At 73.2% G+C, this 19,946-nt stretch carries 12 protein-coding genes; 11 read left to right on the top strand and 1 reads right to left on the bottom strand.

Annotated elements, in window-relative coordinates; all coding sequences use genetic code 11:
• Positions 1 to 10 precede the first annotated feature (10 nt).
• From mrdA to obgE, 9 genes are all read left to right on the top strand, one after another.
• Positions 11 to 2,164, top strand: a complete 2,154-nt coding sequence (gene mrdA, locus ACZ6X9_RS14670; RefSeq protein ID WP_469778343.1) for a penicillin-binding protein 2 — start codon at positions 11 to 13, stop codon at positions 2,162 to 2,164.
• Positions 2,165 to 2,169: 5 nt separating this feature from the next.
• Positions 2,170 to 3,378, top strand: a complete 1,209-nt coding sequence (rodA, locus tag ACZ6X9_RS14665; protein ID WP_469778342.1) for a rod shape-determining protein RodA — start codon at positions 2,170 to 2,172, stop codon at positions 3,376 to 3,378.
• A 69-nt stretch (positions 3,379 to 3,447) separates the two neighbouring features.
• The gene (locus ACZ6X9_RS14660) at positions 3,448 to 4,980 is read left to right on the top strand and encodes a CYTH and CHAD domain-containing protein (protein ID WP_469778341.1); all 1,533 of its coding nucleotides are present in this window, start codon (positions 3,448 to 3,450) and stop codon (positions 4,978 to 4,980) included.
• A 199-nt stretch (positions 4,981 to 5,179) separates the two neighbouring features.
• Positions 5,180 to 7,108, top strand: coding sequence for a TIGR03960 family B12-binding radical SAM protein (locus tag ACZ6X9_RS14655; RefSeq protein WP_469778340.1), 1,929 nt, complete (start codon positions 5,180 to 5,182; stop codon positions 7,106 to 7,108).
• Positions 7,109 to 7,372: 264 nt separating this feature from the next.
• The gene (locus tag ACZ6X9_RS14650; RefSeq protein WP_469778339.1) at positions 7,373 to 8,143 is read left to right on the top strand and encodes a TIGR03936 family radical SAM-associated protein; all 771 of its coding nucleotides are present in this window, start codon (positions 7,373 to 7,375) and stop codon (positions 8,141 to 8,143) included.
• Between the two features lie 235 nt (positions 8,144 to 8,378).
• Positions 8,379 to 12,641, top strand: a complete 4,263-nt coding sequence (locus ACZ6X9_RS14645) for an Rne/Rng family ribonuclease (RefSeq protein ID WP_469778338.1) — start codon at positions 8,379 to 8,381, stop codon at positions 12,639 to 12,641.
• Between the two features lie 321 nt (positions 12,642 to 12,962).
• Complete coding sequence (gene rplU / locus ACZ6X9_RS14640) at positions 12,963 to 13,283, top strand: 50S ribosomal protein L21 (RefSeq protein WP_004950921.1); 321 nt, start codon at positions 12,963 to 12,965, stop codon at positions 13,281 to 13,283.
• Between the two features lie 14 nt (positions 13,284 to 13,297).
• A complete protein-coding gene (gene rpmA / locus ACZ6X9_RS14635) occupies positions 13,298 to 13,552 on the top strand; it encodes a 50S ribosomal protein L27 (protein ID WP_004950923.1) in 255 nt (84 codons plus the stop codon).
• Positions 13,553 to 13,679: 127 nt separating this feature from the next.
• Positions 13,680 to 15,119: a GTPase ObgE gene (obgE, locus tag ACZ6X9_RS14630; RefSeq protein ID WP_469778337.1), complete on the top strand. Its 1,440-nt coding sequence runs from the start codon at positions 13,680 to 13,682 to the stop codon at positions 15,117 to 15,119.
• 270 nt (positions 15,120 to 15,389) lie between these two features.
• Here the strand turns inward: obgE and ACZ6X9_RS14625 are convergent, their stop codons facing one another.
• Positions 15,390 to 17,438 (bottom strand): hypothetical protein, encoded by a 2,049-nt coding sequence (locus ACZ6X9_RS14625; RefSeq protein ID WP_469778656.1) that lies wholly within the window; start codon positions 17,436 to 17,438, stop codon positions 15,390 to 15,392.
• A 307-nt stretch (positions 17,439 to 17,745) separates the two neighbouring features.
• Here ACZ6X9_RS14625 and proB point away from each other — a divergent pair, with 307 nt between their 5' ends.
• Both proB and ACZ6X9_RS14615 read left to right on the top strand, forming a co-directional pair.
• Positions 17,746 to 18,927, top strand: coding sequence for a glutamate 5-kinase (gene proB / locus ACZ6X9_RS14620; protein WP_469778336.1), 1,182 nt, complete (start codon positions 17,746 to 17,748; stop codon positions 18,925 to 18,927).
• Between the two features lie 445 nt (positions 18,928 to 19,372).
• Entirely contained in the window at positions 19,373 to 19,879 is a 507-nt protein-coding gene (locus ACZ6X9_RS14615) for a hypothetical protein (protein ID WP_469778335.1), read from the top strand.
• Positions 19,880 to 19,946: the final 67 nt, after the last annotated feature.

The following is a 19,946-nucleotide window of genomic DNA, read 5'->3' as shown; positions in this document are numbered from 1 at the left end:
GAGCCGCCCGGTGAGCAACATCCCCGAGACCGGCCGGACCTCCCGGATCACCATCCGGCTGGTCGTCATCCAGATCCTCGTCGTCTCGCTCCTGCTCACGCTGGGCGGACGGCTGTGGTACCTCCAGATCCGCAACGGCGACGAGTACACCGCCGAGGCGGCCAGCAACCACATCCAGCAGGTCATCGTGCCCGCCACCCGCGGTTCGATCCTGGACGCGCGCGGCATCCCGCTCGCCGACAACCAGACGCGGCTGGTCGTCTCGGCCGACCGCACCGACCTGATGAAGATGAAGGACAAGGGCAAGCGCGTCCTCACCCGGCTGGCCGGGGTGCTCGGCCTGAAGCCCGAGGACGTGGCGGCCAAGGTGCGGCTGTGCGACGCCAAGACGCCCAAGCCCTGCTGGGCCGGCTCGCCCTATCAGCCGATCCCCATCACCGACGAGGCCACCACGCAGCAGGCGCTGCAGATCCGCGAGCGCGCCGAGGACTTCCCCGGCATCACCGCCGAGCCGATGGCCGTCCGCCGCTACCCCGGCCCCGGCGGCTCCAACACCGCCCAGGTGCTGGGCTACCTGTCGCCCGTCACCGACGACGAGATCACCAAGGCCAAGGACTCCCGCACCCCGCTGATGCGCTCCGACGAGATCGGCCGGAACGGGCTGGAGCGGCAGTACGACGGCGAGCTGCGCGGCCGGGCCGGCGTCACCCGGTACGAGGTCGACAACCTCGGCCGGGTCATCGGCAAGGCCAAGAGCGACCGTGCCGAGCCCGGCTCCAACGTCGTGACCAGCATCGACGCCCGTGTGCAGGCCATAGCGGAACGCGAGCTCGACCAGGCGATGAAGGACGCCCGGCAGGAGATGGACCGCAACACCGGCACCACCTACAAGGCCGACGCGGGCGCCGTCGTGGTGATGGAGTCCAAGACCGGCCGGGTGGTCGCCATGGCGTCCAACCCCACCTACGACCCCAACGCGTGGGTGGGCGGCATCTCCGCCAAGGACTACCAGGCGCTGACCGGCAAGGACTCCGACTACCCGCTGCTCAACCGGGCCATCCAGGGGCAGGCGGCACCCGGCTCGGTATTCAAGGTCATCTCCGCCACGGCGGCCGTCAACGCGGGTTACTCGTTCACCGACAAATACAACTGTTCGAGTTCGTACAACATCGGTCACCAGGTCTTCAAGAACTTCGAGTCCAAGGGGTACGGCCCCATCGACCTCGGCCGGGCGCTGGAGGTCTCCTGCGACACCGTCTTCTACGACCTGGCCTACCGGCAGTGGCAGAAGGACGGCGGCAACAACCCCAAGCACCCCAAGGACTGGTTCTACCGGACCGCCCGTGAGTTCGGCCTCGGCAAGCCCACCGGCGTCGACCTGCCCAACGAGGTCCGCGGCCGGGTCCCGGACCGCGACTGGAAGAAGCGGTACTGGGAGGCCAACAAGGACGCCTGGTGCAAGCAGGGGCAGGACGCGAACAAGGGGGACAAGGGCGACTACGCCGCCCAGATCGCCAAGGAGAACTGCGAGTCGTTCGCCCGCATGCGCGCCGGCGACTCCGTCAACTACTCCATCGGACAGGGCGACACGCTCGTCACGCCGATCCAGATGGCCACCATCTACGCGGCCATCAGCAACGGCGGCACCCTCTACAACCCGACCGTCGGCAAGGCCGTCGTCAGCCCCGACGGCAAGCGGATCCAGGAGATCCGGCCGAAGGCGCACGGCAGGCTGCCCTTCGACAAGAAGACCCGCGACCAGCTCGACTCCGCGCTGGCCGGCGTCGCCACCCAGGGCAGCGCCGCCTGGCGCTTCCAGGGCTGGCCGCAGAAGGAGATCCCGATGCACGCCAAGACCGGCACCGCCGAAGTCGCGGGCAAGCAGACGACCTCCTGGTTCGCCACGTACACCCAGGACTTCACGATCGTCATGACGATCTCCCAGGGTGGTACCGGATCCGGCGCTTCCGGGCCGGCCGTCCGGAAGATCTACAACGCTCTGTACGGGGTCGACGAGCAGGGCAAGATCGACGCCAAGAAGGCGCTGCTGCCCCACCCGGAGGCCGGCCTGCCGAGGATCGACAAGGACGGCAGCATCGTCGCCGCCCACATCGACCCGCCGCCTGCCGAGCCCGCCCGCAAGGAAGAGAAGCAGGAAGAGTGAGCGACATGAGCGGTATGAGCGCCGACGGCTTCCGCATCCGCCGCTTCGCCCCCCAGCGCTCCGCCTGGGCCCGGCTCACCGACCGCGACTCCGTCGTGCGCCGCCTCGACTGGGTGATGCTGCTCGCCGCGCTCGCCCTGTCCGGCTTCAGCACCCTGCTCGTCTACTCCGCCACCCGCGGCCGCACCGAGCTCACCCACGGCGACCCGTACTACTTCCTGCTGCGCAACGTCCTCAACATCGGCATAGGGGTGGCCCTCGCCGCCGGTGCCGTCTGGGCGGGCCACCGGGCGCTGCGCGGCGTGGTCCCGGTGCTCTACGTGGTCTCCGTGCTCGGCTGCCTCTCCGTGCTCACCCCGCTGGGCGCGACGATCAACGGCGCCCGGTCGTGGATCCAGCTCGGCGGCGGGTTCTCCATCCAGCCCTCCGAGTTCACCAAGATCACCATCACCCTGGGCATGGCCATGCTGCTGGCCCAGGCCGTGGACGCGGGCGACCGGCCGCACCCCGACCACCGCACCGTCCTCCAGGCGCTCGGCATCGCCGCCCTGCCCATCCTCGTCATCCTGCTGATGCCCGACCTGGGCTCGGTGATGGTGCTCGTCGTCATCGTGCTCGCCGTGCTGCTGGCCTCCGGCGCCTCCAACCGCTGGATCGCCGGCCTGCTGGGCGCGGGCGTGCTCGGCTGTGTGCTGATCTGGCAGCTCGGGATACTGGACGAGTACCAGATCAACCGGTTCGCCGCGTTCGCCAACCCCGCCTTCGACCCCGCCGGCGTCGGCTACAACACCAAGCAGGCCCGGATCGCCATCGGCTCCGGCGGTCTCACCGGCTCCGGCCTCTTCCACGGCTCCCAGACCACCGGCCAGTTCGTGCCCGAGCAGCAGACGGACTTCATCTTCACCGTGGCGGGCGAGGAGCTGGGCTTCGTCGGGGCGGGCACGATCATCGTGCTGATCGGCGTGATCCTCTGGCGCGCGTGCCGCATCGCCCGTGAGACGAGCGAGCTCTACGGGACGGTGGTGGCCGCCGGGATCATCGCCTGGTTCGCCTTCCAGTCCTTCGAGAACATCGGCATGACCCTGGGCATCATGCCCGTGACCGGGCTCCCGCTGCCCTTCGTCTCGTACGGCGGCTCATCCATGTTCGCCGCCTGGATCGCCGTCGGACTCCTCCAGTCGATCAAGGTGCAGCGGCCGTTGGCCTCGGCCTGACGGCTCCCGTCCGGCGGTGGCCGACTCGCGCCCTGCCGCCGGGCGCGTCCGCCGACTAGATTCGGCGGCATGGACCGGGCCGGCGGCACCATCGTGCGGGAGATCGAGCGGAAGTACGCGGCCGAGGACGCGACGGCCCCCGTCCGGCTGCCCGATCTCGGCGGGACCGGGCCCGTCGCCCGCGTCGTCGACCGGGGGACGCAGGTCCTCGACGCCGTCTACTACGACACGGCCGACCGCCGGCTCCTCGCCGCCGGCATCACCCTGCGCCGCCGCACCGGAGGCGACGCCGGGTGGCACCTCAAACTGCCCGTCGCCCCCGGCGTGCGCGACGAGGTGCGCGCCCCGCTCACCGACGGAATCCCGCGCCGGCTCGCCGCCCTCGTCCGCGCCCGCACCCGCGGCGCCCCCCTCGTCCCGCTGGCCCGCGTCGTCTCGCGGCGCGACGCACGGCACCTCCTCGACGCCCGCGGCACCCTCCTCGCCGAAATCTGCACGGACTCCGTCACCGCCGGGCAGCCGGCGGGCGAGGTCCCCGGGGCCGGGGAAGCGGGGGCCACGGCCGCCTGGACCGAGATCGAGGTGGAGCTCGCTCCCGGTACCGACCCCGGCCTCCTCGACACCCTCGAACCCGCCCTGCGCGCGGCCGGACTCCGCCCGTCGCCCGCCGCCGGCAAACTCGCGCGCGCCCTCGGCGCCGACGGCGCCGAGACCGCGCCCGAACCGCCCGCACCCGACACCGGCGCCGCCGCCTCGGTCGTGCTCGCCCACCTCCGCGAGCAGGTCGAGGCCCTGGTGACCCTCGACCCCGGCGCCCGGCTCGGCACCGAGGACGCCGTCCACCGGATGCGCGTCGCCACCCGGCGGCTGCGCAGCGCCCTCCGCACCCACGGCCGGCTCCTCGACCCCCGCGTCACCGGCCCGCTGGGTGCCGAACTGCGGTGGCTCGCCGTTGAGTTGGGTGTCGACCGGGACCGCGAGGTGGTCACCGAACGGCTCCGGCGGCACCTCGACGACCTCCCGCGCACCCTGGTCCGCGGCCCGGTCCGCGCCCGCCTGCGCATCTGGGCGAACCGCAGTCGCGCCGAGGCCCGCCGCAGGGTCACCAGCGCCCTCGACGGCGAGCGCTACCTCGCCCTGCTGAACCGGCTCGACGCCCTCGTCACCGACCCGCCGCTGCGCCCCGCCGCGGCGGACGCCTCCGCCAAGGCCCTGGCCAAAGCGGTGCGCCGCGACCGCGAACGGCTCGCGGCCCGCGTCACGCGCGCCCTCGCCACCGCCCCCGGACCGGCCCGCGACGCCGCCCTGCACGACGCCCGCAAGGCCGCCAAGCGGGCCCGCTACGCGGCCGAGGCGGCGGCCCCGGCCCTGGGCAAGGACGCGAAACGGCTCGCCAAGCGGCTCAAGGACGTCCAGACCGTACTCGGCGACCACCAGGACAGCGTCCTCACCCGGGACGCCCTGCGCCTGATCAGCGCCCAGGCGGCGGTGGCCGGGGAGGCGACGTTCACCTACGGACTGCTGTACGGCCGCGAGGAGGCCCGGGCGGCGGAGGGCGAGCGGGCGCTGGCGGGGGTGTGGGAGCGGGTGGCGGAGGGGTGACCGGGCGGCGGCGCGGTCGTCGGGGCGCGCGGTGGTCCCCGCCGCGGCGGGAGCGCTCCCCGGACGGGCCGGTGCGCGTGGGATGTCCCGGATGGGGCCCTCGCCGCCGCCGGATGCCGGAGATCGCCGTGCCGGGGGCATGGTCGCGGCACGTTACGCTTGAGAGTCGCCCCCTGCCAGCTCACGAAAGTTCGTCGAGATGCCTGTCGAATCGGTCTTCCCACAGCTCGAGGCCCTGCTCCCGCATGTGCAGAAGCCCATCCAGTACGTCGGCGGCGAGCTCAACTCCACCGTCAAGCCGTGGGACGAGTGCGACGTCCGCTGGGCGCTCATGTACCCCGACGCCTACGAGGTCGGTCTGCCCAACCAGGGCGTCATGATTCTTTACGAGGTCCTCAACGAGCGCGAGGGGGTACTCGCCGAGCGCACGTACAGCGTCTGGCCGGACCTGGAAGCGCTGATGCGCGAGCACGGCGTGCCGCAGTTCACGGTGGACGCCCACCGGCCGGTCAAGGCGTTCGACCTCTTCGGCCTCAGCTTCTCCACCGAGCTCGGCTACACCAACATGCTCACCGCGCTGGACCTCGCGGGCATCCCGCTGGACGCGGCCGAGCGCACGCTGGACGACCCGATCGTCGTCGCGGGCGGGCACGCGGCCTTCAACCCGGAGCCGATCGCCGAGTTCATCGACTGCGCGGTCATCGGCGACGGCGAGCAGGCCGTCCTGGAGATGACGGAGATCGTCCGCGCCTGGAAGGCCGAGGGCCGGCCCGGCGGGCGCGACGAGGTGCTGTTCCGCCTGGCGAAGACCGGCGGGGTGTACGTCCCGCGGTTCTACGACGTCGAGTACCTGCCCGACGGCCGGATCGCCCGCGTCGTCCCCAATCGCTCCGGCGTGCCGTGGCGCGTGTCCAAGCACACCGTCATGGACCTCGACGAGTGGCCGTACCCGAAGCAGCCGCTGGTCCCGCTGGCGGAGACGGTGCACGAGCGGATGTCCGTCGAGATCTTCCGCGGCTGCACCCGCGGCTGCCGCTTCTGCCAGGCGGGCATGATCACCCGCCCGGTGCGCGAGCGGTCGATCACGGGCATCGGCGAGATGGTCGAGAAGGGCCTGAAGGCGACCGGTTTCGAGGAGGTCGGCCTGCTGTCGCTGTCCTCGGCCGACCACACCGAGATCGGTGACATCGCCAAGGGTCTCGCCGACCGCTACGAAGAGGACAAGATCGGTCTCTCGCTGCCGTCGACCCGCGTGGACGCCTTCAACGTCGACCTCGCCAACGAGCTGACCCGCAACGGCCGCCGCTCCGGTCTGACCTTCGCCCCCGAGGGCGGCTCCGAGCGCATGCGCAAGGTCATCAACAAGATGGTCTCGGAAGAGGACCTCATCCGGACCGTCGCCACCGCGTACGGCAACGGCTGGCGCCAGGTGAAGCTGTACTTCATGTGCGGCCTGCCGACCGAGACCGACGAGGACGTCCTCCAGATCGGCGACATGGCGGTCAACGTCATCGCCAAGGGCCGCGAGGTCTCCGGCTCCAACGACATCCGCTGCACGGTGTCCATCGGCGGCTTCGTGCCCAAGCCGCACACCCCGTTCCAGTGGGCGCCGCAGCTCTCCGCCGAGGAGACCGACGCCCGCCTGGAGAAGCTGCGCGACAAGATCCGCGGCGACAAGAAGTACGGCCGCTCCATCGGCTTCCGGTACCACGACGGCAAGCCCGGCATCGTCGAGGGCCTGCTCTCGCGCGGCGACCGCCGCGTCGGCGCCGTGATCCGCGCGGTCTACGAGTCCGGCGGCCGCTTCGACGGCTGGCGCGAGCACTTCAGCTACGACCAGTGGATGAAGTGCGCGGCCGAGACCCTGCCCCCGCAGGGCGTCGACGTCGACTGGTACACCACCCGCGAGCGCACCTACGAGGAGGTCCTGCCCTGGGACCACCTGGACTCCGGTCTCGACAAGGACTGGCTCTGGGAGGACTGGCAGGACGCGCTCGACGAGACCGAGGTCGACGACTGCCGCTGGACGCCGTGCTTCGACTGTGGCGTGTGTCCGCAGCTCGACCTCGACATCCAGATCGGCCCCACCGGCAAGAAGCTCCTGCCGCTCTCGGTCGTCAACAAGTAGCGCTTCCGACAGGCAACGCTTCCCGCGCCGTCGGCCCCGTCCACCCCGGACGGGGCCGACGGCGTACGCGGACACACGACCCGGATCGGAAGGGCGCGGCCGCCGCCCCTCGGCGTCGTCACGCAGGACTTGCGTTCGAACAGGGGCCCTGCCGGGTTTGAGGGACCCCTGGTGCACGTACTCTAGGTAGCAGTACGACCGCTCTCACGAAGGATCAGACCACTGGGCAAGCGACAGCCCGAAGGCCCGCCGCCCGCACCCGCGGTGCAGCGCATCCGCCTCCGCTACACCAAGCGCGGCCGCCTCCGGTTCACCAGCCACCGTGACTTCCAGCGCGCCTTCGAGCGGGCGCTGCGCCGGGCCGAGGTGCCCATGGCGTATTCGGCCGGTTTCACGCCGCACCCCAAGGTGTCGTACGCCAATGCCGCACCCACCGGCACGGGCAGCGAGGCCGAGTACCTGGAGATCCAGCTCACCGAGGCGCGCGACCCCGCGCGGCTGCGGGAGCTGCTCGACGAGTCGCTGCCCGACGGGCTCGACGTCGTCGACGCGGTGGAGGCGCGGACGTCCTCCTTCGCCGACCGGCTGGAGGGTTCCCTCTGGGAACTGCGGCTGGACGGAGTGGAGGTCGCCGAGGCCGAGCGGGCCGTGGCGGCGTTCCTCGCGGCGGAGACCGTGGAGGTCGCGCGCCGCACCAAGAACGGGATGCGCACCTTCGACGCGCGGGGTGCCGTGTGCCGACTCGAGGCCTCGGCCGCTCCGGCCGATAGGCCCGGTACCGGTGCCTGTGCGATACTGCGGCTGGTTGTTCGGCATTCGACACCCGCCGTTCGACCCGACGACGTCCTGTCCGGGCTCCGCGCCACGGCCGACCTGGCGCCGCCGGTCCCCGCCGCGGTGACCAGGCTGGCGCAGGGGCCGCTCGACGATGAGACCGGAACGGTGACCGATCCGCTCGCGCCCGATCGCGACGCTGCTGCGGCCGTCTCATCAACGGCCTCCGGCGCGGCGACGGCGGCGGGCGGACCAGCGTAAGGACGCGTCACGCGCCGCCGGTGCAGCAGGGAGCCACCCCCCTCCAGGGGGTATCCGCAGTCCGGCAGGCGCACCGACCAGAAGACTTTCGCCGGTGCCGCAGATCGGACCCGGCGAGCGAGACGACAGCTCCCGTGCGGCGACCGCGCCCCGGACGGCGGAACCGCGCTCATCACGCGGACCGGCGGGCCGGAATCGGCGCGGCGCCCGGGAGCGTGACGGGAGAACCGCCCGCATGCTCGAACCCACTGAGCCCATGGAATCCGGGAACGCGCACGACGCGCCCGGGAACGACACCCACCACGCGTCGCCGGCCGGCGGCGCGACCGGGAGCCCCAGCGACACGCTGCCGCCGCGCCGCCGTCGCCGGGTGGCCTCCCGCCCGGCCGGCCCGCCGGTGAGCGAAGCCGCCGGCGACGCCCCCGCCGCGCCGTCCGCGACGCCCGCGCCCGAGGAGGCGCCCGTCGAGACGGCCGCTCCGGCGCGGTCGCGCCGCCGCGCGACCCGTGCCACGGCCGCGGCGTCCGCCGAGACGGCCGCCGCCGACACCGCCGCCGAGGCGCCGTCCGTCGAGACGCCCGCCGCCGAGGCGCCCGCCACCCCGACGCGTCCGCGTCGCCGCGCCGTCCGCAAGGCCGGCGGTCCGGCCGGGACCGCCGCTCAGCAGCCCGCCGACGACGTGAACGCCGCCGAGGCCGCGTCCGCCGAGGCTCCTGCCGCCGAGGCGCCCGCCACGCCGGCCCGTCCGCGTCGCCGGGCGACGCGCAAGACCACCAGCCCCGCCGCGGGCACCGGCGAGGCGCCCGCCTCCGCCGAGCCGGCCGCGGAGCCCACCACCGAGCCCGAGGTCGCACCCGTCGCCGCCGAGGCCGAGGCTCCGGCCCGTCCTCGCCGTCGCGCGGTCCGCCGCGCCGCCGCTCCGGCGGGCCCGCCGCGGGTGGGTTCCGAGTCCGAGCCGGTCGCCGAGGTCGTCGAGACCGCCCCGGCCGGGCCGGCCGAGACCGTCGACGGCGGCGAGGAGGCCGTGGCCGCCGCTCCGCCGCGCCGGCGCCGCCGTGCGGTCCGTCCGGCGACCGCGCCCGTCGTCCCGGTCGAGGACGAGACCGAGGAGCCGGCCGAGACCGACGAGGACGACGTCGACGAGCCCGAAGAGGCCGCGGACGTCGAAGAAGCCCCCGAGGCGCCCGCCGAGCCGGTGCGTCCCGCGCGGTCCCGTCGCCGGGTGACGCGTCCGGCCGGCAGCGCGACCGCCGAGGCAGGCGCCGAGCAGGCCGCGGAGCCCGCCGCCGCCGAGCCCGCCGCCGAATCCGCCCGGCCCGTGGCCGAGGAGCCGCGTTCCCGCCGTACCCGTCGCCGGGGCGGTGCCGCCGAGACCGCCGAGGCCCCCGCCGTCGAGCCGTCGGCCGAGGAGGAGCCGCGCGCCCACCGTACCCGGCGGCGCGCCGTGAGCTCTGAGGTGGAGCAGCAGACCGCCGCCGAGACCGCCGCGCCCGTCGAGGAGGCCGCACCGGGCCGCACCCGGCGCCGGGCGGTCCGTCCGCCGACCGCCGTGTTCCAGGCGCCGGTGTTCACCGAGCCGATGTTCCAGACGCCGGAGTCCGCCGCCGCCGCGTACGCGGCCGGGGAGCGGCCCGTGGAGGAGCCCGCCGCCGAGGAGACGGAGCAGGCGACGCACGGCCGTCGTCGCCGTCGTCGTCGGGGCGAGCCCGCCGAGCCGGTCGTGACCGCCGCCGCCGAGCCCGAGGTCGAGGCCGAGGAGCCCGAGGAGCCCGCCGAGGAGCCGGAGGCCCTGGAAGGCGCCGCCGAGGACGACGAGCAGGGCGAGCGTCCCTCGCGCCGTCGCCGTCGGGGCGGCCGTCGCCGTCGCCGTGGCGAGGCCGCGGACGCCGAGGGCGAGGAGACGGACGAGACCGAGGCCGGGGCCGACGAGGCCGAGCACGACGACGAGGAGGCGGAGTCCGAGGACGACCGCGCCGAGTTCGCCGGTTCGGGGACCGCGGGCAGCCGCCGTCGCCGCCGTCGCCGCCGCCGGTCCGGTGAGGCGATGGAGGAGGCGAACGGCACCGACGACCCGGAGCGCACCGTCGTCAAGGTCCGCGAGCCGCGCGACCGCCTCAAGGAGGGCGGCACCGGCTTCGACGAGGTCCAGTCCATCAAGGGCTCGACCCGCATGGAGGCCAAGAAGCAGCGCCGCCGTGAGGGGCGCGAGCAGGGCCGCCGCCGGGTGCCGATCATCACCGAGGCCGAGTTCCTGGCGCGCCGCGAGGCCGTCGAGCGCGTGATGGTCGTCCGCCAGAACGGCGACCGGACGCAGATCGGCGTGCTGGAGGACAACGTCCTCGTCGAGCACTTCGTCAACAAGGAGCAGGCCACCAGCTACGTCGGCAACGTCTACCTGGGCAAGGTCCAGAACGTGCTGCCGTCGATGGAGGCCGCGTTCGTCGACATCGGCAAGGGGCGCAACGCCGTCCTCTACGCCGGTGAGGTCAACTTCGACGCGCTCGGCATGGGCAACGGCCCGCGCCGCATCGAGTCCGCGCTGAAGTCCGGCCAGTCCGTGCTCGTGCAGGTCACCAAGGACCCGATCGGCCACAAGGGCGCCCGCCTGACCAGCCAGGTCTCGCTGCCCGGCCGTTACCTGGTCTACGTGCCCGAAGGCTCGATGACCGGTATCAGCCGCAAGCTGCCCGACACCGAGCGGGCGCGCCTGAAGCAGATCCTCAAGAAGATCGTCCCCGAGGACGCGGGCGTCATCGTGCGCACCGCCGCCGAGGGCGCGAGCGAGGACGAGCTGCGCCGCGACGTCGAGCGGCTCCAGGCGCAGTGGGAGGACATCCAGAAGAAGTCCAAGATGATCTCCACCAGCTCGCCGAGCCTGCTGTACGGCGAGCCGGACATGACCGTCCGCGTGGTCCGCGACATCTTCAACGAGGACTTCTCCAAGGTCATCGTGAGCGGCGAGGGCGCCTGGGAGACCATCCACGGCTACGTCTCGCACGTCGCGCCCGACCTGGTCGACCGGCTGCAGAAGTGGACGTCGGACGTCGACGTCTTCGCCACGTACCGGATCGACGAGCAGCTCATGAAGGCGCTGGACCGCAAGGTCTGGCTGCCGAGCGGCGGTTCGCTCGTCATCGACCGCACCGAGGCGATGGTCGTCGTCGACGTCAACACCGGCAAGTTCACCGGCCAGGGCGGCAACCTGGAGGAGACGGTCACCAGGAACAACCTGGAGGCGGCCGAGGAGATCGTGCGCCAGCTCCGGCTGCGCGACCTCGGCGGCATCATCGTGATCGACTTCATCGACATGGTGCTGGAGTCCAACCGGGACCTGGTGCTGCGGCGCCTGCTGGAGTGCCTGGGCCGGGACCGGACGAAGCACCAGGTCGCCGAGGTGACCTCGCTGGGCCTGGTGCAGATGACCCGCAAGCGGGTCGGGCAGGGGCTGCTGGAGTCCTTCTCCGAGTCGTGCGTCCACTGCAACGGCCGTGGCGTGATCGTCCACATGGACCAGCCGGCGTCGGTCGGCGGTGGCGGTGGTGGCGGCAAGCGCGGCAAGAAGCGCGGTGGCGGCAAGGGCGGTGCGGGTTCGCAGGGCGAGTCCGCTGAGACCGCCGAGTCCGTCGAGACCGCCGAGTCCGCGGAGGAGACGCTGGAGGCGCCCGAGGCTCCCGAGCTGGAGCCGTCGCCGGTGACCGAGGCGGAGCTGGTGCCGTCGGTCGGCGGGGGCGAGGACGAGTGGTTCTCCAGCCCGGCCGAGGCGGAGGCCGCCGCGGCGACCCGTGGCGGCCGTGGCCGCCGCCGGGCGACCCGGAAGGCGTCCGCGCCGGCGGGTGCGCCGAAGCGGGCCGAGCGGGCCGAGCGTGCCGCCAGGGCCGAGCGGGCCGAGGCGGAGGACGTCGTCGAGCCGGTCGTCGAGCCCGCTGCCGAGCCGGTGGCGGAAGCCGTCGTCGAGCCGGTCGCGGAGGTCACTGCCGAGCCGGTGGCGGAGCCCGTCGCCGAGCCCGCCGCGGAGCCCGTCGCCGAGCCGGAGCCCGCTCCGGCTGCGCCGGCCCGTCCGCGCCGTCGCGCCACCCGGAAGGCCACCGCTCCGGCGGGGCCGCCCGCGGGTGCCACGGAGGCGGCCGTGGTCGTCGTCACCGCCCCCGCGGCGGTCGAGGCCGCTCCGGAAGCCGTCGAGGCGTCCGCGGTGGCCGAGACCGGCGAGGCTCTGGTGACGCCGGAGACGCCGGAGGCGGCTGACGTCGCCGAGGCGGAGGTGGAGGAGTCCGAGGCGGCTCCGGCCAAGAAGACGGCCCGTAAGACGGCCGCCAAGAAGGCCACCACCAAGAAGGCCGCGGCGAAGAAGACGACGACCGCGAAGAAGGCGGCGGCGAAGAAGACGGCCACCAAGTCGACGACCGCCAAGAAGGCGGCCACGACCAAGAAGGCGGCCACGAAGAAGACCGCTGCCGCGAAGAAGGCGCCGGCCAAGAAGGCCGTGGCTTCGGAGGAGTAAGGGTCCGCCCTTGAGGGGCGGGACGGGGGTTTCGCCCCTGTCCCGCCCCTTCCCGTTTCTTGCGGGGGCTGTGCCCCCGCGCCCCCGAAACCGCGCTCCGCGCGGTTGTCCTCAAGCGCCGGACGGGCTGAGTGCAGGCCCGGTTTGACCCCTTGCCTGGGGCCCCGTAACCTTGCCTTTCGGCGTCTGTACGCCCACCCCTGAGCAAATCCCTCCCGGTTCCGCCGGGAGAGGCCGCTCATCCACTCGGAGAGCACGGGCTCGCGCCCGTCTGAGCGGCTGGCATCAGAGGTCCCGATTACTAGCGAGAGTGAGATCCGCGTGTACGCAGTCGTGCGTAGCGGTGGTCGTCAGCACAAGGTTGCTGTCGGCGACATCGTCGAGGTTGACAAGATTTCCGACGGCAAGGTGGGCGACCAGGTCGAGCTCTCGACGCTGCTCGTCGTCGACGGCGAGTCCGTCACCAGCGACCCGTGGGTCCTGGCGGGCATCAAGGTGCAGGCCGAGATCGTGGACCACCACAAGGGTGCCAAGATCGACATCCTGAAGTACAAGAACAAGACCGGTTACCGCAAGCGGATTGGTCACCGCCAGCAGTACACCGCGCTGAAGATCACCGGCATCCCGACGGCCGCGAAGTAAGGGACTGAGGAGACATGGCACACAAGAAGGGCGCATCGTCCACCCGGAACGGTCGCGACTCCAATGCTCAGCGGCTCGGCGTGAAGCGCTTCGGCGGTCAGGTCGTCAGCGCCGGTGAGATCCTGGTCCGCCAGCGTGGCACCCACTTCCACCCGGGTGCCGGTGTCGGTCGCGGTGGCGACGACACGCTGTTCGCGCTGAACGCCGGTGCGGTGCAGTTCGGCACCCACCGTGGCCGCAAGGTCGTCAACATCGTTCCGGTCGCCTGATCTTCCGATCACGGTTTCCGTAGAGCGATACAGCGAGGGCGGACCTCCCTTCCCCTGCGGGGAAGCGGGTCCGCCCTCGCTGCGTTACAACAGACACACCCCACCTACGTATCGGAGGCAACCCGCTATGACCACCTTCGTGGACCGCGTCGAGCTGCACGTCGCCGCGGGTAACGGAGGCCATGGCTGCGCCTCCGTACACCGTGAGAAGTTCAAGCCGCTCGGCGGCCCGGACGGCGGCAACGGCGGTCGCGGCGGCGACGTGATCCTGGTCGTCGACCAGTCCGTCACCACGCTCCTCGACTACCACCACAGCCCGCACCGCAAGGCCACCAACGGCAAGCCGGGCGAGGGCGGCAACCGCTCGGGCAAGGACGGCCAGGACCTGGTCCTGCCGGTCCCGGACGGCACCGTCGTGCTCGACAAGCACGGGAACGTGCTCGCCGACCTCGTCGGCCAGGGCACCACCTTCGTCGCCGCCCAGGGCGGTCGCGGCGGCCTCGGCAACGCGGCGCTGGCCTCGGCCCGCCGCAAGGCGCCCGGCTTCGCGCTGCTCGGCGAGCCCGGCGACCTCCAGGACATCGTCCTGGAGCTCAAGACCGTCGCCGACGTGGCCCTCGTCGGCTACCCGAGCGCCGGCAAGTCCTCGCTGATCTCCGTGCTCTCCGCCGCGAAGCCGAAGATCGCCGACTACCCGTTCACCACGCTCGTCCCGAACCTCGGCGTCGTGACGGCCGGCTCGACCGTCTACACCATCGCCGACGTCCCCGGCCTGATCCCCGGCGCCAGCCAGGGCAAGGGCCTGGGCCTGGAGTTCCTGCGGCACGTCGAACGCTGCTCGGTGCTGGTGCACGTGCTCGACACCGCGACGCTGGAGTCCGAGCGCGACCCGCTGAGCGACCTCGACGTCATCGAGGCCGAGCTCAAGGAGTACGGCGGCCTGGAGAACCGGCCGCGGATCGTCGTCCTCAACAAGGTCGACATCCCCGACGGCCAGGACCTCGCCGACATGATCCGCCCCGACCTGGAGGCCCGCGGCCTGCGCGTCTTCGAGGTGTCGGCCGTCTCCCGGCACGGCCTCAAGGAACTGTCCTTCGCACTCGCCGGCATCGTCGCCGAGGCGCGCGCCGCCAAGCCGAGGGAGGAGGCGACCCGCATCGTCATCCGTCCCAAGGCCGTGGACGACGCGGGCTTCACCGTCACCCTTGAGGACGACGGCATCTACCGGGTGCGCGGCGAGAAGCCGGAGCGCTGGGTGCGGCAGACCGACTTCAACAACGACGAGGCCGTCGGCTACCTGGCCGACCGCCTCAACCGCCTCGGCGTCGAGGACGCGCTGATGAAGGCCGGTGCCCGCGCCGGCGACGGCGTCGCCATCGGCTCCGAGGAGAACGCGGTCGTCTTCGACTGGGAGCCGACCATGGCCGCCGGCGCGGAGATGCTCGGCCGTCGTGGCGAGGACCACCGGCTGGAGGCGCCGCGGCCTGCCGCGCAGCGGCGGCGGGACAAGCAGGCGGAGCGGGACGAGGCGGAGCAGGAGTACGAGGGGTTCGACCCGTTCGCGTAAGCGGCGCCCTGCGGGGGCGGGTCCGGGGGTTCGTGCCCCTGACCCGCCCCTTCGCCGTTTCCTGGGGCTGCGCCCCAGACCCCCTTGTCGCGGCTCCGCCGCTCGTCCTCAAGCGCCGGACGGGCTGAATCAGCCCGTCCGGCGCTTGAGGACAACCGCGCGGAGCGCGGTTTCAGGGGGGCTGGGGGCTCGCCCCCAGGAAACGGCGAAGGGGCGGGACCGGGGCAAACACCCCTGTCCCGCCCCTCCGCACACGGTGCGGGAATCGCCTCAGCGGCCCTGTACGGGGCTGAACCAGTCGCCCCCGCCCCCGGCGGCCGGGGAAGGCTCCTCGCCCGGGAGAAGGGCGCCCGCGCCCTCCCGCTGGCCCGGAATCTCGGACGCCGCCGCCCGCGCGGCGACGCGGGCCGCGCGCTCGTCGGCCTCGTGGGCCAGGTCCAGGGCGGCCTGGTTGAAGCGGACCAGGGACGGCGGGTCGGACGGGCCGAGCAACTGGACCTTGAGCTGGGCGCGCGCCTCGGCGAGGCGGTCCAGGCGCGGGTCGCGGACCGCGGCGAGCAGCGCGCGGACGCCGGAGCCGTCGGGGGTCAGGATGGTGGCCGCGGTGACGGTCGGGAAGTTCGCGAGGAACTCCTCCTCGCTCATGCCGCTGGTGTTGGCCACCGCGTACGGCTTCTCGCTGATCAGGTAGTCCGAGACGACGCTGGAGACGTCGCTGATCAGCACGTCGGCCTGGTTGAAGCAACTGTAGAGCGCCGGCCGCGGGCCGGTGACGATCTGGTGCTCCCACTCGGGCAGCGAGGCCCAGTACGCCGCCTCCCAGGCGGCCGTGGCGGCCTCGACCGCCGCGGCCCGGCCCGGCTCCGGGGCGGTCTGGATCAGCATCCGCTCGGTCTCGTCCACGCTGGGACGGAAGGTGCTGGTGGTGAGCGCCTGGAGCTCCGCCGTCAGGCGCTCCAGCTCGGCGGTGGCCTCCGGGCCCGGGCGCGGGCCCTCGCGCCGGGTGTTGGCCTCGCGGATCATGTCCTTGATGCGCCGGTTGGCCTCGCCCGCGCGCGGGTCGACGGAGCCGGTCATCGGGTGCGGCTTGTAGAGCAGCCGGACGGTGGGGTCGGCGAGCAGCTCGCGGACGATGTTCTCGCCGGCCAGCATGACCGAGGTGTTGCCCGGGTTGCCGTCCCAGCCCTCCCAGGTGGGGGCGTACAGCACGGTGGTGTACGGGCGGACGGGCGGACCGGCGTACGGCCGGATCGGGGCGAGCTGCGGACGGCCGACCTCGACGACGTCCCGGTCGTCCACGCCGATGTCGGCGAGCTGGTAGCGCTCGCGCGCGGCCGGGCCGGCGACCCAGATCTCGTCGTACGCCTTGGAGTACGGGTTGCAGCTCGAGAGCTTGTCGCTCTCGCCGTGGTTGATGAACGCGTGCTTGATCGACGGCATCCGCAGGACCTGCGAGGTCTTGCCGGAGTTCGACGGGTGCAGCAGCACCTTGAGGGTGGACTTCTCCAGGGCCATCAGGTGGTGGACCTTGGGGATGCACACGATCGGGATGTCCGTGGCGTCGATCTTCTTCACCATGAAGCGCTCGCGCAGCACGATGATCGGGTTGCCGTCGAGCTGGGCGAGCGTGGAGAGCCACATGTTCGCCTGGTAGGCGGAGCTGGTGCCGCCGGAGAAGTACATGCCGACGGTCGGCCGGTAGTCGGCCAGCCAGCGGTCGAGCCACTCTATGGCCTGCTCCTCGGAGGCGATCCGCTTGGCCGGGCGCAGCCAGCTCGCCAGGTACAGCAGCCCGCCGAGGGCCAGCAGCAGGGCCAGGCCGACGCCGGCCATGGCGCCCGCGGCCTTGCCGGAGCCCACGGTGACCAGCAGGCCCACCGTCGCCGGGACGGCGAAGCGGACCAGGCGGCGGCCGTGCTGGCGGGCCAGGATGCGCGGCGGGGCGGCGGTCAGGTGCAGCCCGGACGCGTCGATGTTGCGGGTGACGAACGGCAGGGTGCGCGAGCGGCGGACCAGGATGGCGACCGCCTGGCAGCCGAGGTGGGCCGCGTAGAAGAGGACGACGCCGACGAAGACCGGTGCGTAGTCGCGCAGCGAGCCGTCGTCGTGCAGCCGCAGCAGCCCCAGCATGATCACCATGTCGCGCAGCAACTGCCGCACCATGACGTCGAACCGGACCTTGCCGAGCAGGGCGAGCAGACCGGGGTCGCGGTGCTGCAGATAGAGATCGAGCGCGAGGCCCGCCGCCGAGGTGGCGATCAAGAGCGGCACGTTGGGCAGCAGCGCGCCCACGAGCTGGAGTACGAACGACACCAGCATCGTGAGTAGCGCCGCGGCCTGTACGGCTCGGCGGGGGACTGTTCCGGCAGGCACTGGGCGGGCTCCTGGCAGGAGAACTGAAGGATCGGGATGGACCGGGTCGGACACGTCATGGGACAACGGTCGGGACAACGGCCGCAACCGACCGTATGACGGCCGCTGGGCCAGGAGCAATCTTCGGTCACGGCAACCGTCACAAAATAGGGTCGAACGACCACAATCGTCAGACGGTAGATTGGCCGCTCCCAGCGGGAGACGGGCCGCGCCGGCACGGCGTCGGCGGGCGAGAGCAGAGGTGCGGAGCACAGTGCGGGCAGGGACGGCGGAGGAGACGGCGACCGGAGCGGACGGAGGGATCCGGCCGGAGGTCACCGGCGCCCGCAGGATCGTGGTCAAGGTGGGCTCGTCCTCTCTCACCACCGCGGGCGGGGGACTGGACGCCGACCGGGTTGACGCGCTCGTCGACGTCCTGGCTCGGGTCCTGGGCGGCACGCCCGGCCAAGCGGGCGGCCGGGAGATCGTGCTGGTCTCGTCCGGTGCCATCGCCGCCGGCCTCGCCCCGCTCGGCCTCGACCGGCGGCCGAAGGACCTCGCCCGCCAGCAGGCCGCCGCCAGCGTCGGCCAGGGGCTGCTCGTCGCCCGTTACACCGCGTCCTTCGCGCGCTACGGCCGCCGCGTCGGACAGGTCCTGCTGACCACCGACGACACCAGCCGGCGCGCGCACTACCGCAACGCCCGCCGCACCCTGGACCAACTGCTGGCCATGGGCGCCGTCCCGGTCGTCAACGAGAACGACACGGTGGCCACAGACGAGATCCGGTTCGGCGACAACGACCGGCTCGCCGCCCTCGTCGCCCACCTCGTCCGCGCCGACCTGCTCGTTCTCCTCTCCGACGTGGACGGCCTCTACGACGGCGACCCCAGCATCCCGGGCACCTCGCGGATCGCCGAGGTCACCGGGCCCCGGGACCTGGAGGGGATCTCCATCGGCAGCGCCGGCAAGGCCGGCGTCGGCACCGGCGGCATGGTCACCAAGGTCGAGGCTGCCCGGATCGCCGCCGCCGCGGGCATCCCGGTCGTCCTCACCTCCGCCAGCCACGCCGCCGACGCCCTGCTCGGCCGCCCCACCGGCACCCTCTTCCACCGCACCGGCCGCCGCTCCGCCGACCGGCTGCTGTGGCTGGCCCACGCCTCCGCCCCGCGCGGCGCGCTCACGCTGGACGACGGCGCGGTGCGCGCGGTGGTCCAGGGCACCGGCTCGCTGCTGCCGGCGGGCATCGCGGCCGTCGAGGGCGAGTTCAGCGCCGGTGACCCGGTCGAGCTGCGGGACGGCGCGGGGCGCGCGGTGGCCCGCGGGCTGGTCGCCTACGACGCGGCGGAGATCCCCCGCCTGCTCGGCCGCTCCACCCGGGACCTGGCCCGCGAGCTCGGGCCCGGCTACGAGCGCGAGGTCGTGCACCGCGACGATCTGGTCGTCCTGCGGCCCTGAGGCGTCCCGCCGCTCAGCGCGGTGCCCCGGCCGGTGCCGCGCCCGTACGCCGTCCCGTTCCTCTGACGGCCGTCAGCGAAGCGGCCGGTGTGCCGCCGGGGAAGCCGTGGGTGCGTCACGGGGGTGTGGGAGCGGCCGCCGCGGGCAGTAGCGGGAAAAGGTACGGCATCCGGGCACGTGCGGAGGGCTGTCCCGAGGTAAGTCCAGCCTTTCCTCCGGCCTTTCCGCAAAACCACCCCGTGGCCGTCCGCGGGCTGGTCAACTCTTGAGTGCCGGGTCCGCGCCGGGCTCAGGGGCCGTACCGGACCCGGGGCCGGGTCGTACCGGAAGGGGCCGCCGCGGGCGGGCGGCGTCCCGGACGGGGAGGAACCGGCGCGCGGGAGAACCAGCACGACTCGGCTCCGTCGCGGACGCGCACGGGACCGGCCAGACAGGGAGGCCGCCGGTGAGACGAGGGCGCCCAGGGGCCCCGCCCCGAGGTGGGGGATCGGTCTCCCGCATCCCGCGGGCCGCGGGGGAGGAGCCCGTCCTGACCAGCGTCGGGGCGCACGGCACGGGGGAGGACACCGGCACGGACCGGCCGGACGGCGCGCCGGCGGGTGCGAGCGGCGGGTCCCGGCTGTGGCACGTCACCCTCAGCGTCTCGGGGGCCGAGGCGCCGCTGGGCGAGGTCCGGCGGGCGCTGGAGCAGCTCGCCCACGACCACCCCTTCCTCCTCACCAGCCGCTACGCCAACGACCACGCCGAGATCCGGTACTGGGAGGAGGCCCGCGACCTGCACGACGCGGCCGCCGTCGCCCTGCGGCTCTGGGGCGAGCACCGCTCCACGGCCCGGCTGCCGCCGTGGGAGATCGTCGGGCTGGAGGTCATCGACCGCGAGACGTACCACCAGCGGGTGGCGGAGGGCTGCGGACCGCTGCCGGCCGCCCCGGTGGGGGTGCACCCGTTCTGACCGGCGGCGGGCGCGGGCCCCGGGGGCGTCCGAGGGGTGAACGGTCCGCGCGGGGCGGCGTCCGGCG

The sequence above is a fragment of the Streptomyces sp. NPDC052910 genome (assembly GCF_055585605.1).
Note: the sequence above shows the minus strand (reverse complement) of the source record. Positions and strands in the feature narration are given on the sequence as shown.